General features: G+C 65.8%; 11 protein-coding genes. 8 read left to right on the plus strand and 3 right to left on the minus strand.

Going from position 1 to position 15901, the window contains the following annotated elements; genetic code table 11:
• Positions 1-98 precede the first annotated feature (98 nt).
• The 3 genes from ACUJB0_RS03405 to ACUJB0_RS03415 are packed head-to-tail and all read left to right on the plus strand — an operon-like array spanning position 99 to position 4310.
• Positions 99-932 carry a p-hydroxycinnamoyl CoA hydratase/lyase gene (locus ACUJB0_RS03405; protein WP_444843994.1) on the plus strand — a complete coding sequence of 278 codons (834 nt, stop codon included), beginning with the start codon at positions 99-101 and terminating at the stop codon, positions 930-932.
• A gap of 46 nt (positions 933-978) precedes the next feature.
• A complete protein-coding gene (locus tag ACUJB0_RS03410) occupies positions 979-2433 on the plus strand; it encodes an aldehyde dehydrogenase (protein ID WP_444843995.1) in 1455 nt (484 codons plus the stop codon).
• A 14-nt stretch (positions 2434-2447) separates the two neighbouring features.
• Positions 2448-4310 (plus strand): feruloyl-CoA synthase, encoded by a 1863-nt coding sequence (locus ACUJB0_RS03415; RefSeq protein ID WP_444843996.1) that lies wholly within the window; start codon positions 2448-2450, stop codon positions 4308-4310.
• Positions 4311-4328: 18 nt separating this feature from the next.
• On the opposite strand, the gene ACUJB0_RS03420 is transcribed toward ACUJB0_RS03415, so the two are convergent.
• Together ACUJB0_RS03420 and ACUJB0_RS03425 are read right to left on the minus strand one after the other, a co-directional pair.
• Positions 4329-4784, minus strand: coding sequence for a cache domain-containing protein (locus tag ACUJB0_RS03420; protein WP_444843997.1), 456 nt, complete (start codon positions 4782-4784; stop codon positions 4329-4331).
• Positions 4785-5042: 258 nt separating this feature from the next.
• Positions 5043-5171 carry a hypothetical protein gene (locus ACUJB0_RS03425; RefSeq protein ID WP_444843998.1) on the minus strand — a complete coding sequence of 43 codons (129 nt, stop codon included), beginning with the start codon at positions 5169-5171 and terminating at the stop codon, positions 5043-5045.
• 327 nt (positions 5172-5498) lie between these two features.
• Here ACUJB0_RS03425 and ACUJB0_RS03430 point away from each other — a divergent pair, with 327 nt between their 5' ends.
• From ACUJB0_RS03430 to ACUJB0_RS03445, 4 genes are all read left to right on the plus strand, one after another.
• Positions 5499-7529, plus strand: a complete 2031-nt coding sequence (locus ACUJB0_RS03430) for a glycoside hydrolase family 97 protein (protein ID WP_444843999.1) — start codon at positions 5499-5501, stop codon at positions 7527-7529.
• A gap of 31 nt (positions 7530-7560) precedes the next feature.
• Positions 7561-9945, plus strand: a complete 2385-nt coding sequence (locus tag ACUJB0_RS03435) for a GH92 family glycosyl hydrolase (RefSeq protein ID WP_444844000.1) — start codon at positions 7561-7563, stop codon at positions 9943-9945.
• Positions 9946-10101: 156 nt separating this feature from the next.
• Entirely contained in the window at positions 10102-11046 is a 945-nt protein-coding gene (locus tag ACUJB0_RS03440) for a hypothetical protein (protein ID WP_444844001.1), read from the plus strand.
• Positions 11047-11309: 263 nt separating this feature from the next.
• On the plus strand, positions 11310-14006 hold the full coding sequence (locus ACUJB0_RS03445) for a TonB-dependent receptor (protein WP_444844002.1): 2697 nt from the start codon (positions 11310-11312) through the stop codon (positions 14004-14006).
• A 78-nt stretch (positions 14007-14084) separates the two neighbouring features.
• On the opposite strand, the gene ACUJB0_RS03450 is transcribed toward ACUJB0_RS03445, so the two are convergent.
• Entirely contained in the window at positions 14085-14825 is a 741-nt protein-coding gene (locus tag ACUJB0_RS03450) for a hypothetical protein (RefSeq protein WP_444844003.1), read from the minus strand.
• A 153-nt stretch (positions 14826-14978) separates the two neighbouring features.
• On the opposite strand from ACUJB0_RS03450, the gene ACUJB0_RS03455 reads away from it, so the two are divergent.
• On the plus strand, positions 14979-15875 hold the full coding sequence (locus ACUJB0_RS03455; RefSeq protein ID WP_444844004.1) for an alpha/beta hydrolase: 897 nt from the start codon (positions 14979-14981) through the stop codon (positions 15873-15875).
• The last annotated feature ends 26 nt before the right edge of the window (positions 15876-15901 follow it).

Consider the following 15901-nt stretch of genomic DNA (forward strand, 5'->3'; position numbering starts at 1 on the left):
AAGCGTTCGAAAAGCGCTTGCATTACAGGCCAAGCAGCATATATTATAAGACACGTATCAGGCAACCTGATATTAACCTAACATAGAGTGAGACCGAAATGAGCCAATACGACAAGCGCTGGACCACCGTCAAAGTCGACATCACCGGCGGCATCGCCTGGGTGACGCTGAACCGTCCGGAAAAGCGCAACGCCATGAGCCCGACGCTGAACCGCGAAATGATCGACGTGCTGGAGACCCTGGAGCAGGATCCGGAAGCCGAAGTGCTGGTGCTGACCGGCGCCGGCGACAGCTGGACCGCCGGCATGGACCTGAAGGAGTACTTCCGCGAGAACGACGGCAAGCCGGAGATCTACCAGGAGAAGCTGCGCCGCGATTGCTCGCAATGGCAATGGAAGCTGCTGCGCATGTACAGCAAGCCGACCATCGCCATGGTCAACGGCTGGTGCTTCGGTGGCGCCTTCTCGCCGCTGGTGGCCTGCGACCTGGCCATCTCCGCCGACGAAGCGGTGTACGGCCTCTCGGAGATCAACTGGGGCATCCCGCCGGGTAACCTGGTCAGCAAGGCGGTCGCCGACACCATGGGCCACCGTCAGGCGCTACACTACATCATGACCGGCGACACCTTCACCGGCAAGGAAGCGGCGGCCATGGGCCTGGTGAACAAGAGCGTGCCGCTGGCGCAGCTGCGCGAAGCCACCATCGAACTGGCCGGGAAGCTGCTGGCGAAATCGCCGACGGTGCTGCGCATCGCCAAGAACGGTTTCAAACGCTGCCGCGAACTGACCTGGGAGCAGAATGAGGACTACCTGTACGCCAAAGTCGACCAGTCCAACTACCGCGACCCGGAAAAAGGCCGCGCCCAGGGCCTCAAGCAGTTCCTGGACGATAAGACCATCAAACCAGGCCTGCAGACCTACAAGCGCGCATAAGACGCACACCGCAGCCGACGCCACAAAATAACACAGGAGATACGCCATGCTTGAAGCCCGTTTGCTGATCGGAGGCCTGGACCAGGCCTCATCCACCGGCGCCACTTACCAGCGCCTCAACCCGGCCACCGGCGACACCGCCTCGGTGGCCGCCGCCGCCACGCTGGACGACGCCGATGCCGCCGTCGCCGCCGCGCACGCGGCCTTCCCCGGCTGGTCCGCCACCGCGCCCAACGAACGCCGCCGCCTGCTGCTCAAGGCGGCCGACTGCCTGCAGGCGCGCGCGCCCGAGTTCATCGCGGCCGGCGTGGCCGAAGCGGGCGGCGTGGCCGGATGGTACGGCTTCAATGTGATGCTGGCGTCCTCCATGCTGCGCGAGGCGGCATCGCTCACCACCCAGATCGCCGGCGAGGTGATTCCGTCCGACGTGCCGGGCCTGATGGCCATGGGCATGCGCCAGGCCTGCGGCGTGGTGCTCGGCATCGCGCCGTGGAACGCGCCGGTGATCCTCGGCACGCGCGCCATCGCCACGCCCCTGGCCTGCGGCAACACGGTGGTGCTCAAGTCGTCCGAGATCTGCCCCGCCCTGCACCGCCTGATCGGCAAGGTGTTCGAGGATGCAGGCTTCCCGGCCGGCGTGGTCAACGTGATCAGCAACGCGCCGCAGGACGCCGCCGCCGTGGTGGCGCGCCTGATCGCCAATCCGGCCGTCAAGCGCATCAACTTCACCGGCTCCACCAAGGTGGGGCGCATCATCGCCCAGCAGGCGGCCCAGTATCTGAAGCCGGTGGTACTGGAATTGGGCGGCAAGAATCCGCTGCTGGTGCTGGACGATGCCGACCTCGATGAGGCGGTGCAAGCCGCGGCCTTCGGCTCCTTCTTCAACCAGGGCCAGATCTGCATGTCCACCGACCGCATCATCGTCGACAACAAGGTGGCCGACGCCTTCGTCGAAAAACTGCGCGTCAAGACCGCCGGCCTGCGCGCCGGCAAACCGGGCGAGGAAGGCGCGGTATTGGGCGGCATGGTCGATGCCTCGGCCGCCGGCCGCGTGGCCGGCATGATCGCCGACGCCGAAGCCAAGGGCGCGAAGCTGGTCTGCGGCAGCGCGGACCGCGACGGCAACGTGCTGCAAGCGGCCATCATCGACCACATCACGCCGGACATGGCGGTGTACCAGGAAGAGTCGTTCGGTCCCATCGTCGGCATCATCCGCGTCGACGGCGACGAAGCGGCGCTGGCCGAGGCCAACGCCAGCGAATACGGCCTGTCCGCCGCCATCTTCAGCCGCGACATCGGCCGCGCCATGGCGCTGGCGCGCCGCGTGGAATCGGGCATCTGCCACATCAATAGCTCCACCGTGGCCGACGAGGCGCAGATGCCGTTCGGCGGCGTCAAGGCCAGCGGCTACGGGCGCTTCGGCGGCAAGGCCGGCATCGCCGAATTCACCGACCTGCGCTGGATCACCATCCAGAGCGGCCACCGCCACTACCCGGTGTGATGGGGGAGCACGCGATGACGCAGCTCCCAATCCACTCCGCGCTGGACCTGTCGCGCTATCGCCCGGTGCGCGTCGGCGGCGCGCCGGTGCGGATCGAGGCCGGCGCCGACGGCGCCTGGCGCCTGGCGTCGCAGGAAACGCTGGACGCCTACCCCGACCGCCTCACCGATCGACTGGTGAGCGGCGCCGAGCGCCACCCGGACCGCACGCTGGTGGCGCAGCGCGGCGCCGACGGCGCCTGGCAGCGCATCAGCTACCGCGAGATGCTGGAACAGGCGCGCGCCGTCGGCCAGGCCTTGCTGGACCGGGGCCTGTCCGCAGAACGTCCGCTGATGATCCTGTCCGGGAACGACCTGCAGCACCTGCAGCTGGCGCTGGGCGCGCTGTACGCCGGCGTGCCGTATTGCCCGGTGTCGCCGGCCGCCTCCGGCCCCCACGCCGACCTCACCAAGCTGACCCACTTCGTGCGCCACCTGACGCCCGGCATGGTCTACGCCTCCGACGGCGCGGCCTGCGCGACGGCGCTGGCGATCACCGTGCCGGACGACGTGGAAATCGTCACCAGCCACGGGGACGCCGGCCGCGCCAGCACGCCGCTGGCGCAGCTGCTGGCGACCGTGCCGCGCACGGTGGACGCGGCCAACGCCGCCATCGGCCCGCACAGCATCGCCAAGTTCCTGTTCACGTCCGGTTCGACCAAGCTGCCCAAGGCCGTCACCACCACGCAGCGCATGTTGTGCGCCAACCAGCAGATGCTGCTGCAAACCTTCCCGGCCTTTGGCGACAAGCCGCCGGTGCTACTGGACTGGCTGCCGTGGAGCCACACCTTCGGCGGCAGCCATAACGTCGGCATCGCGCTGTACAACGGCGGCAGCTACTACATCGACGACGGCAAGCCCACCGCGCGCGACTTCGCCGCCACGGTGCGCAACCTGAAGGACATCGCGCCGACGGTGTTCTTCAACGTGCCCAAAGGCTGGGAGCTGCTCACCGCCGCGCTGGAGGCAGACCCGGAGCTGTGCCGCCACTTCTTCTCGCAGATGGAGCTGTTCTTCTTCGCCGGCGCCGGCCTGTCGCAGGCGGCGTGGGATGCGCTGGAGCGGGTCAGCGAGAACCGCTGCGGCCAGCGCATCCGCATCATGGCAGGCCTGGGCATGACCGAGACCGCGCCGTCGTGCACCTTCACCACCGGACCGGTGATGATGGCCGGTTATGTCGGGCTGCCGGCGCCGGCCTGCGAGGTCAAGCTGGTGCAAGTGGACGGCAAGTACGAGGCGCGCTTCCGCGGCCCGCACGTCATGCCCGGCTACTGGCGCGCGCAGCAAGCCACAGCCGAAGCCTTCGACGAGGAAGGCTACTACCGCAGCGGCGACGCGGTGCGCTTTGTCGATCCGGCGCGGCCGGAACTGGGCTTGATGTTCGACGGCCGCATCGCCGAGGACTTCAAGCTAAGCAGCGGCACCTTCGTCAGCGTGGGGCCGTTGCGGGCAAGGGTCATCAGCACCGGCGCGCCCTACATCCAGGACGTGGTGGTGGCCGGCATCGACCGCGACGCCATAGGTTTGCTGGTGTTCCCGCGCATGGACCAGTGCCAGATGCTGTCAGGGCTGGGCGAGGATGCAAGCGCCGCAGCCATCCTGTCCAGCGCTCCGGTGCGGCGCCACTTCCAGCAGTTGCTGGCGCAGTTGAACGCACTGGCCACGGGATCGGCCTCGCGCGTCGACCGCTTGCTGCTGTTGGAAGAAGCGCCGTCGGTGACGGCCGGCGAGCAGACCGACAAGGGCTCGATCAACCAGCGTGTGGTGCTGGAGCGGCGCGCCGCGCTGGTGGCGGCGATGTACGACGGCACCCACGCCGGCGTGCTAATCGCCGGCTGAACGCCCCCGCCGTAAAGGCTATTTGCCTTTGTAGATGCCGGCTTCGAGAATGATGTCGCCTTCCTTGACGAAGTAGGTCGACTTCTTCTCGATCTCGCCGGTGTTCGGGTTGTTGTAGCGGTAGTCCACCCAACCCTTGCCCTTGGCCTTGGCCTGGTCGATGATCTCCTTGCGGAACAGCTTTCCGTCGGCGTCGGGCAGCACGACCATGTTCTTGCCAACCAGCTTGGGGTTGGTGGGATGGGCAAGTTGGGTGCCGTCCAGCGCGCGCACCGTCAGGTAGGTGTGTTCGGTGACGAACTCGGGATTCTTGTTGTTGACTTCCTTGATCAGGGCGTCCTTGCCATTCTTTTGCAGGTAGGCGGCGCCCTTGTCCACCATCGCGACGGCGGCGGCGGATGCGTCGGCGGCAAGCGCCGGCACGGAGCTTAACGCGGTGGCTGACAGCAGCACCGCCAATATGGTATTTTTCATAATCTTACCCAGTCTCCGAAATTGGTCGAGCGCCGCTACATTGGCGGCAACACAACTATAGCAGTTCGACGCCACCCTCCGCAGACCACCCCGCTACGTGATTTCCCTTATTGGCGAATGCTTAACGCAGCCGCTCCAGCATCACATTGGCGCCGTGGACAAACCATATCGTGCCAGCCCTTGCGCAGCTGGCGCGGGCCATCCGCGCCTACCGCGAGCGAATCAGCTTTCGGCCTTGCGCGGCGGTTGGATGCAACGTTATTTCGGGTTCTCAAACTTGCCGCCTTCCGTCAGCTTCGCCATCGGCTTCGTGTTCGTCTCGTCCATGCAGATGTAGTTCCTGTTGAGGTGGCCCCCCTGGATCTGATCGACGATTTTGCCGTCCACGATGGAAAGGAAGACGCCCGTGCGGAATAATAGCGATCCAAGTCCAACGGCAGCTTGCTCAGCTTATACCCGGCAACCATTTTAGTCGCGGCGACATCAGCCGCGCCGGCGCTTGCGCCCAGCATCGACACGCCGATAAACAGGCACGCTTTTAAAAATCTCATTGTCATTTCCCTGGTGCTCGGCGTTATAAACATTGTTCATATTATATGATGCGGCCGCTTGTTTAGTTAAACAAATGAAACTGGCCCCTCCCGGGCAGCTGCCCCTGCCCCGCCCCGGCCAGCTGTGATTAAATCAGCACTTCATCGATTCTGGGACCGCCGTATGCATATCTCCACCGCCCTGCTGCTCGCGCTGGTTGCGCCGCTTGCCTGCGCCACCGACCTGAGCGTGCGCTCGCCCGATGGCGCCGTTATCGTCACCGTCAGCGACGACCGCGCCCATCCGAGCTACCGGGTCAGCTATCGCGGCAAGGACATCATCAACCATTCCCGCCTGGGCCTGGTGTTCAAGGACCAGCCATCGTTCGGCGACGGCTACCAGATCGTCGCCAGCGCGCCGGCCGCCGCCGATACGGAATGGACCCAGCCCTGGGGCGAGCGCAAGCTGGTGCATGACAAGCACAATGAACTGCGCGTCGACTTCGCCGCCAAGGATGCAACGGCCGGCCGCTTCACCGTGCGCTTCCGGGTGTTCGACGACGGCATCGGCTTCCGCTACGAGGCGCCCAAGCAGGCCGGCTTTGAACAGGCCGAGATCGTCGACGAATCGACCGAATTCAACCTGCCCGATGTCGACACCACCCGCGCCTGGTGGATCCCTGCGCGCGCCTGGCGCAGCCTGGAATACCTGTACCGCAGCACGTCGCTGCGCGACGCCGCGCACGTCGAGACGCCGTTCACGATGCGCACGGCCTCCGGCGTCCACCTGAGCATCCACGAGGCGGCGCTGACCGACTACGCGTCGATGACCCTGGCGCAGCAACGCGACGGCGTCTTCAAGGCCGACCTGACGCCTTGGTACGACGGCATCAAGGTCAAGACTCACGGCGAGTTCAAGTCGCCCTGGCGCACCGTGCAGATCTCGCCCGACGCGCCCGGCCTGCTCAACTCCGACCTGATCCTCAACCTGAACGAGCCGAACAAGCTGGGCGATGTCTCCTGGGTCAAGCCGGGCAAGTACATCGGCATCTGGTGGGCCATGCACCTGTGGCAGAAGACCTGGTCGTCCGGTCCCAAGCACGGCGCCACCACCGAGGAGACCAAGCGCTATATGGACTTCGCCGCCAGGTACGGCTTCTCCGGCGTGCTGGTCGAGGGCTGGAACGTGGGCTGGGACGGCGAATGGCCGGACAACGGCGACCTGTTCAAGTTCACCCAGCCCTACCCCGACTTCGACATGAAGGCGGTGGCCGCCTATGCCAAGAAAACCGGCGTGCAGCTGATCGGCCACCACGAGACCTCGGGCGCGGTCAGCCACTACGCCAGCCAGATGGGCGCCGCCTACGACTACTACCGCGACAACGGCGTCACCCAGGTGAAGACCGGCTACGTGGCCGACAACGCCAGGATCAAACGCATCGACGCGCAGGGACGCGTGCGCTACGAGTGGCACGACGGCCAGTTCATGGTCGGCGAATACCTGCGCTCGGTCGAGGAAGCGGCCAAGCGCCACATCAGCATCGACACCCACGAGCCGGTCAAGGACACCGGCCTGCGCCGCACCTACCCCAACTGGATCACCCGCGAAGGCGCGCGCGGCCAGGAGTACAACGCCTGGGGCTTCCCGCCCAATCCGCCCGAGCACACGGCCATCCTGCCGTTCACGCGCATGCTGTCCGGGCCGTTCGACTACACGCCGGGCATCTTCAACCTGAAGCCGAACGGCGAGCAATCCGAGAACCGCGTGCGCTCGACGCTGGCCAAGGAGCTGGCGCTGTACGTGGTGCTGTACAGCCCGATCCAGATGGCGGCCGACCTGCCGGAAAACTACGAGGCGCGGCGCGACGCCTTCCAGTTCATCGTCGACGTGCCGACCGACTGGGAGCAGAGCCGCGCCATCGCCGGCGAGGTCGGCCAGTACGTGGCGATGGCGCGCCAGCAGCGCGGCGGCGCGGACTGGTTCCTCGGTGCGCTCAGCAACGAGAAGCCTCGCTCGCTCTCGCTCAAGCTGGATTTCCTGGCGCCGCACAAGCGCTACCAGGCGCAGATCTACCGCGACGGCGCGTACGCCGACTGGGAAAGCAATCCCTACGACATCGTCATCGAACAGCGCGAGGTCGGCCGCGACGATGTGCTGCCGCTGTGGCTGGCGCCGGGCGGCGGCGCGGCGGTGCGCTTCAAGGCACTCGACTGAACACACATAACAATAATTTTTGGAGACACACATGAAGAACAAGATTTACGGCATCCTCGCCGGCGCGGCGTTTTGCCTGGGCACCCAGGCAGCGCCAGCGCCGGTCAACACCTTCATCGGCACGCAGGACGACGGCAACACCTTCCCCGGCGCGTCGGCGCCGTTCGGCATGCTGCAGGTGAGCCCGATCGGCGAGCACTACGCCGGCTGGCACTACACCGATCCCAAGATCCGCGGCTTCGGCCACTTCTTCCTGTCCGGCGCGGGCTGCTGGGAACAGGGCGGCCAGCTGTCGGTGCTGCCTGTCACCGGCAGCATCGGCAAGGGCGGCACCTTCGACACCAGCAAGGCCGACAGCTTCGATCACAAACGCTACGCATCCGAGTACACGCACGACGGCGAGGTGGGCGACGCCGGCTACTTCAAGGTCAAGCTGACCAGCTACGGCGGCATCACCGCCGAAACCACCGCCCTCACCCGCGCCGCCGCCGAGCGCTACACCTTCGCGCCCGGCACCGCGCAAGGCCACGTCCTGGTCAACCTGGGCCAGGCCAACGAGCGCCATTCCGTGGTCGGCAGCAGCCTGCGCGTGGTGGACGATCACAGCGTCGAAGGCAAGATCGTCACGCGCAGCTTCTGCGGCGGCGCGCAGTACGCCACCTGGTTCCGCATGGAGTTCGACCATCCCTTCACCGCGCATGGCATCTGGAACGAGACCGGCGGCACGCCCGGCTCGCGCCAGCCCAGCCTGCAAGGCGACAGCCGCCCGCACGGCGCCTGGTTCACCTTCGACGTCAAGGACAAGCAGGCGGTGACGGCCATCAGCGCCATCTCGCACGTGGACGCCGACGGCGCCCGCCGCAACCTGCTCGCCGACGCCTACGCGCAAGGCGCGCCGCGCAGCTTCGACAGCATGCGCGAGCAGGCGCAGCAGGCGTGGCAGAAGGAACTCAAGTCGGTCAACATCGAGGGCGCCGACCAGAACCAGCGCACCGTGTTCTACACCGCGCTGTACCATGCGCTGCTGCAGCCGCTGACCGGCAACGACGTTGACGGCCGCTATCGTGGCTACGACGACCGCATCCACTCGGCCGGCAATGCCACCTACTACGAATTCTTCTCGTTGTGGGACACCTACCGCGCGCAGAACCAGCTGATCGCGCTGCTGCGTCCCGAGCGCGCGCGCGACATCGCCGATTCGGTGCTGAAGATCCGTGAGCAAGGCGGCTGGCTGCCGCGCTGGGGCTACGCCAATTTCGAATCGAACGTGATGACGGGCGACCCGGTCACGCCGTTCCTGGTCGACCTGTGGCGCTACGGCGCGCTCAAGGGCCGCGAGCAGCAAGCCTACGCGGCGCTGCGCGAGAACGCTTTCGGCGTGCCGCCGTTCGGCAGCCGCAGCGAGGGCCGCGCCGGCAACCCGAGTTATCTGAGCAAGGGCTACGTGCAGTACGACCTGTCGTTCCGCGCCAAGGGCATGGATGTCGATCCGCACCACGGCGGCTCGGCCACGATGGAATACGCGCAGGCCGACGGCGCGCTGGCCTTCATGGCCGAGGCGCTGGGCAAGAAGGCCGACGCGGCGCTGCTGCGCCAGCGCGCCGGCAACTGGCGCAACGTGTGGGACAACACGGCGCAGGACAAGCAGTTGGGCTTCCAGGGCTTCCCGCGCGCGAAGACCGCCGACGGCCAGTGGTACACCGAGCTTGACGGCAGCTATACGCCGCGCGCCGAGCACGGCTTCCACGAGGGCACGGCCTGGCAATACCAGTGGCTGGTGCAGCAGGATGTGGGCGGCATGGTCAAGGCTATGGGCGGACGCGAGCAGACCGCGCGCCGGCTGGACGCCTTCTTCGCCTACGACGCGCTGCGCGCCGATCCGTTCCAGGCGGTGCGCAAGGAATGGGTGATGGGCGCGTACAACTACTACAACCAGTTCCGCTACAACCCGAACAACGAGCCCGACCTGCACGCGCCATGGATGTACACGCTGGTTGGCCAGCCGTGGAAGACCAGCGCCGTGCTGCGCGCGGCCGAAACGCTGTTCAGCAACGCGCCGAACGGCGTGACCGGCAACGACGACCTGGGCACGATGTCGGCGTGGTATGTGTTCAGCGCGCTGGGCATCTATCCATCGACGCCGGGCAGCGGCCGCTTCCTGCTGCATGAGCCGAAGTTCGCCAGGGCCCAGGTCGACCTGGGCAACGGCAAGCAACTCCTCATCGAGAAGGATGGGCCGGCCGCATCGTCCTCTTTCGTCACGCAGCTGAGCTGGAACGCCAAGCCGCACGACAAGGTCTGGCTGGACTGGGAGCAGTTGCAACGTGGCGGACAGCTGCGCATGCAATTGTCCACCGATCCGGCCGCCGCACACTGGGGCAGCAGCCCCGCCAGCGTGCCGCCTGACGCAAACTGATCACACGTGGCGCCGGCCTCGAAAAAACGATTGCGGTCCGTTGTCTTTTTTATTATTGTCATAAAAGCCAATACATAAAAAAGGAGCGCCATGATCCCCGCCGCCACGCTCGATCCCGCCGTCGACCTTGCCCGTTCAAAGTCCCGCACCGCGCGGGTGGATGCGTCCAAGGGCGGCATGCTGGGGGCCTTGCAGAATTGGGAAACCAACTCTCCCAATTTCGGCGCCAACCGCCGGGCCGATGGCCTGGCACCCATCGACACCGCCTGCGCGACGTTGAAGCTGAACTGGCGCCGCCAGGGCGGCGCGGGGATGGGGACCAACGATGCGACCACGACGACCCTGCTGAACGCCTGCGCGCAATGGCTGGCCGACCGCAAGATACTCTGCATGCGCGTCACCGGCTGGCGCGAGAAGGCCATCACGGAACTGTATTGGCAGGTGGCGTGGGCGTACGTCAGCGACCGCTATGTGCAGGATGCCCTGGCTCTGCTCGGGACCAACAACGCCGCGGGCGCCGTCACGTCCATCATCGCGCCGACAGCGGCGCACGCGCCGGGCGGCAATCCCTACGATTTCCTGAACAGCGGCTACGCGCACCAGACGGTTACCAGCCTCAACACCACGCTGGTGCGCGGCGATATGCGCAGCCCGGTGACCATCCTGGCCCAGGGCGGACTGATGCCGCAGCATTTGCTCAACCGCTGGGAGTACATTCCCTTCTTCGACGGCAGCACCGGCGGCGATACTCCGGGCCTGACCACCGACCGGCATTTGGCGATCAACGCGGTGGGCGGGGCAAAGGGATTGGGCTACCATCTCGATGATACGATGGACGCCTGGGTGGCAACGCTGGGGCGCGGCGATGCGCGCGGCTTCGTCTATGAATTGGGCAATCTGCCGGGGGCCACGAGTTGCATGCGGGTCCAGGAACAGGTACCGGGCCGCGAAGTGATCTTCCTCGCCATCCCGCATGCGATGATTTCCCAGTGGTGGGTCGTACATGGCGATAACACGACATCGGGGCCGTTCCCCTTCCCCGCGCCGGCCGTTCCGCCGCCAAATCCCGGCGGGCCGTCACAGCGCTACCACCTGGCCTGACCGGGCCCGCAAGACCCCGAGGCATTCTTGTTGGCCTGCTCTCCCCCTGCGTTTATAGCAAGTCAGAAGTCTAGGCTAACGGGCCTGGCCACCTGGTGTGTGGTAAAAAAGCGAATTTAGTAAACGATTTATCTAAATAACACTGTTTTTCTTTTGGCAAACGCCTCTTCCTTATGTGAGACTAATGTTCCCCCTGCAGCTGTCATCCAGCCGCAAGGGCGTAGCCGTCAACCACGACCGTCTAACGTCTTAGGAGCATACAAGTGAAATTAAAAGAAAAACAAGCAGTTCTCTCTGTCCGTCTGGCGCTTGGCGCGCTGGCGGGCGCCACCTTGCTGGCAGGCACCGCCCAGGCACAAATCGCCACCAGCGGCAATACCGGCGCTGAGCCGACCAAGGTCTTCATCACCGGCTCCAACATCGCCCGCATCGCCGGCGAAGGCGCGACCCCGGTGGGCGTCGTCACCCGCGCCCAGATCGACCGCAGCGGCGCCACCACCGTGGTGGAACTGCTCAGCAAGTTGCCGTCGATCGGCGTTCAACTGGACGGCAACAATAAAAGTTCCTTCGCCGGCGGCGCCGCCTCCGTCGGACTGCGCGGCCTCGACCCCAAATACACGCTGATCCTGCTCAACGGCCGCCGCCTGGCCAACTACGGCTTCGCCGATGGCGCGGAAAACAGCTTCGTCGACCTGAACAGCCTGCCGCTGGCGGCACTGGAATCGGTCGAGATCCTGCGCGACGGCGCGTCCGCCATCTACGGCTCGGACGCGGTGGCCGGCGTGATCAACTTCAAGACCCGCAACAACTACCAGGGCCTGGAAGTGGCGGGCAAGCTGGGCGCCAATGAGCAGGGCGACGGCTCGACCGGCAACATCAGCGCCACCAAGGGCTGGGGCGACATCGACCAGGACGGCTACAACGTGCTGATGTCGCTGGATGCGCTCAAGCGCAACTCGCTGCGCGCCAGCAAGCATTCGGCGCTGGCTTCGCACGACTACACCAAATACGGCGGCACCGACAAACGGCCGACCACGGCGTTCCAGGGCTATGTGCGCGACTACGACAACGGCGAGCCAGGCTATGCCATTCCGGGCTGCCTGGGCACGGTCGGCATCGCCAGCACGGGCGACCAGGTCTGCTTCACCAATCCGGAAGAAATCCTGACGCCCGCCATCTCGCGCATCGGCGTCTCGACCATCATCACCAAACGCCTGGGCGGCGGCGACGAGTTGTTTGCCGAGCTGGCTTTGAACCGCAACAAGTCGAGCTATCAGCAAGGCTATCCGCGCTTCAGCACCCAATTCCTGGCGCCGACCGACGGCACCACCAACCCCGGCGTGCTGGGCCTGCCCGGCCCGACCACCGACACCAACGGCTTCACGCCCGGCGACCGCCTGCAGGTGTTCCACGATATTACCGAGGTGGGCCATCAAATGCAGACCATCACCAACACCACCGCGCGCGTGGTGGCCGGCTGGCGCGGCAAGGTGCGCGGCTGGGACAGCGAGTTCGCCGTCAACCTGAACCAGAGCAAGCTGGTGGACGACACCACCAATGGCGTGCTGAAGGACGTGTCGACCGATTTGCTGGGCAAGGGCATCATGGGCACGGGCGGCTATGATCCGTTCAAGCCGGTCAATCCGCTCGACCTGGTGCAGTCGATGATGCACACCATCCACCACACCGCCACCTCCCGCCTGGGCACGGCGGACTGGAAGATGAGCACGCCGGAATTGTTCAAGCTGCAGGACCGTCCGGTCGGCTTCGCGTGGGGCGCGCAGGCCAGCCACGAGTCGATCAACGACGTCCCCGACGGGCAAACCCTGGCCGACAACATCGTCGACTACGGCACCACCGGCAGCGTGGCATCGCGCAACCTGTACTCGGTGTACGGCGAGCTGGCGGTGCCGCTGATGGCCAACCTGGACGCGCAAGTGGCCGCGCGCGCCGACCATTACAGCGACTTCGGCAACAGCTACAACCCCAAGCTGGCGCTGGCCTGGCGTCCGTCCGACAAGATCCTGGTGCGCGGTTCGGCCACCACCTCGTTCAAGGCCCCAACCCTGCCGGAAATCGGCGCCACCACCACCGGCTACGCCAGCGTGGCGGACTGGGCCCGCTGCGGTCCGCTGGGCTACGTGGGCGCGCAGTGCGCCTACAGCCCGCGCCAGTACCTGAAGGGCAATCCGGATCTGAAAGCGGAAAAGGCCAAGAACTATTCGGCCGGCATCGTGCTGCAGCCGACGAAGGAACTGATGGTGTCCCTGGATTGGTATGGCATCGATCAGCGCGACACGATTCAGCCGCTGGATCCGCAATACGTGCTGGACCACGAAGACAGCATTCCAGGCTACGCCGCACTGGTCGGCCGCGATCCGCGCAATCCGGCGCTGGAAGCGACCCATCCGGGCTTGAACAAGGGCCGCATCAAGAGCATCACCACGCCCTACAACAACGTCGGCAAGACCAAGATCTCCGGCTTCGACCTGAGCCTGAAATACGACCTGTCGCTGGGCGCGTACGGCAAGCTGCGCTTCGACGAGGCGCTCAACCGCACGCAGAAGTTCGACCAGAGCATCACGCCGAACGACGCGCCGGTCAGCCGCCTGGACAGCATCTATCATCCGCGCTGGGCCAACACGTTCAGCACCTCGTACGAGTACGGCATCCACCTGCTGACGTTGACGGCACGCACCCATGCCGGCACGCTCAACATCGACGATCCGACGCACGCCCAGGATCCGGCCGTCACCAACGCACGCATTCCTTCGTACACCGCCTGGGATATGAACTACAGCGTGAAGGCCAGCCCCAAGCTGACCGTGAACGTCGGCATCAACAACGTGTTCGACAAGGCCCTGATCTACGCCAACACGCCTAACTTCAACGACCGCGTGCAGGCCCTGGACGATGCCGTTGGCCGTTATATCTACGTGAACGCCCGTTACACGTTCTGATGTAACAAGCAGTTCCGCCGGACCGCGCCGCGCAACCCGCGGCGCCGGTCCGGCGTCACCGCGGCGCGCGCATGCCGGCTACAACTGACATGCGCTGTAGCCGTGCTCGTCCTCGAACAAGCAGCTCTTGCGCACGTACTTCGTGTCGACCAGGTTCAGGATGCGCGTGGTCTCGCCGTCCAGCTTGGCGATGCGCTCGACCAGCACCGCCTTGCCATCGACCTTGGCGTCCACCGCATACAGGTTCGGCGAAGCCCAGTCCGCAAAGGCCAGCTTGTAGCCGCCTTTCGGCTGCGACAGCATGACAAAATACACCGCTCCCTGATTGGCCGACAGGGCCTGGCAATAATAGCGGTCCGAGATGATGTAGTCCTTCACGCCGTCGCCGTTCAGGTCGCGGTGATCGGCCATCAGCGCCTGCCCCACCGTCTTCCGGCCATAGCCGTGCTGCTTGAAGCAAGCGGCCCCGTCGTCCAACCCATTCGCCTCCTGGCATGCGGACTTGTCGCCGAGCTGCGTCGACACCAGCTGTGCCGAGCAAGCATTGAGCGCATTGCCAAGCTCCGCTCCCGTCTTCGGCCATTGCTTGAGCTGCGCCAGCAGGGCCTGCGCCACCGGCTCCGGCACATAGTCCGGCTCGTTGGACTTGACCACCCGGACCTTCCCGATATTCCGCTCAGGGCCGCTGACGGCCAGCGGCTCCAGCTTCGCGATGCGGATATCCTCGGCGGCGACCTGCGGGGTCTCGGGCGTGCAAGCGGGCAGCAGCATCGAGCTTGCCAGGCCCAGGAGAATGGCGGGTGTGCCGTACTGTTTCATTTATTGGTCCTGAAAATGGATGACCGGCGCACGTCCCGGCGGTGAAATCATACTCATGGTCGGTGATTTTCATAATTGCGGTTGCACGGCGGCTCTGCAATGATGAAGCGCCCAAAATACCGGGATCAAAAGTATAACAAAGGAGATCACATCATGCGTTCATGGATACTGGCTTTGCTGCTCGTGGCCTCGGTCGGCGCCGGCGCTCAGGGCAATGTCGTCACCCTCTGGCCGAACGGCTTCCCCGGCCCGCATCCGCAGCTGGGCCCGGAGCGGCTGGACGACGAGCGGATCAGCAACGTCAGCGTCCCCACGCTGACCGTGTATCCGGCGTCCTACGACCGGCCGGCGCACACCGCCGTCATCATCTGCCCCGGTGGCGGCTATGAGATCCTGTCCTTCACCCGCGAGGGCCACCAGTACGCGCAGTGGCTGTCCAACCTGGGCATCACCGCCTTCGTGCTCAAGTCGCGCCTGTCCGGCTACGGCCACCCCGCGCCATTGCAGGACGTGCTGCGCGCGATCCGCCTGGTGCGCTCGCAGGCCGCGCAATACGGCGTGGCGCCGGACCGCATCGGCGTCATGGGCAGCTCGGCCGGCGGACACCTGGCCGCCAGCGCCTCCACCCTGTACAACCTGCCGGCCGGCCGCGGCGGCGACGCGCTCGACGCCGTCAGCGCGCGCCCGGACTTCGCGATGCTGATGTATCCGGTCATCTCGATGGAAGCGGGAGTCACGCACGCCGGCTCGCGCCGCGCCCTGCTCGGCACGTCGCCGTCCGCCGAGCTGGTGCGGCAGATGTCGCTCGAGCAGCAGGTCAACGCGCAGACCCCGCCGACGCTGCTGATGCATTCCCAGGACGACGGCGCGGTGCCGGTCGATAACAGCATCCTGTACTTCCAGGCCCTGACCCGCGCCCACGTGCCGGCCGAGATGATGCTGTTCGAGCACGGCGGCCACGGCATGGGCATGCGCGCAGGCCAGGGCACGGCGTCCAACTGGCCGCGCCGCGCCGAAGAGTGGCTGCGCGACCGCAAACTGATTCCATAACCATCCATGTACAACAATTCAGGAGA

The organism is Duganella caerulea (assembly GCF_040362985.1).
GTDB classification, from domain to species: Bacteria; Pseudomonadota; Gammaproteobacteria; order Burkholderiales; family Burkholderiaceae_D; genus Rugamonas; species Rugamonas vulcania.

What these genes read in the sequence shown, in the direction of transcription:
- ACUJB0_RS03435 (WP_444844000.1), top strand. Translation starts at nt 7,561, where the DNA reads ATGAAGAACAAGATTTACGGCATCCTCGCCGGCGCGGCGTTTTGCCTG.
- ACUJB0_RS03415 (WP_444843996.1), top strand. Translation starts at nt 2,448, where the DNA reads ATGACGCAGCTCCCAATCCACTCCGCGCTGGACCTGTCGCGCTATCGC.
- ACUJB0_RS03455 (WP_444844004.1), top strand. Translation starts at nt 14,979, where the DNA reads ATGCGTTCATGGATACTGGCTTTGCTGCTCGTGGCCTCGGTCGGCGCC.
- ACUJB0_RS03410 (WP_444843995.1), top strand. Translation starts at nt 979, where the DNA reads ATGCTTGAAGCCCGTTTGCTGATCGGAGGCCTGGACCAGGCCTCATCC.
- ACUJB0_RS03420 (WP_444843997.1), bottom strand. Translation starts at nt 4,784, where the DNA reads ATGAAAAATACCATATTGGCGGTGCTGCTGTCAGCCACCGCGTTAAGC.
- ACUJB0_RS03450 (WP_444844003.1), bottom strand. Translation starts at nt 14,825, where the DNA reads ATGAAACAGTACGGCACACCCGCCATTCTCCTGGGCCTGGCAAGCTCG.
- ACUJB0_RS03405 (WP_444843994.1), top strand. Translation starts at nt 99, where the DNA reads ATGAGCCAATACGACAAGCGCTGGACCACCGTCAAAGTCGACATCACC.
- ACUJB0_RS03430 (WP_444843999.1), top strand. Translation starts at nt 5,499, where the DNA reads ATGCATATCTCCACCGCCCTGCTGCTCGCGCTGGTTGCGCCGCTTGCC.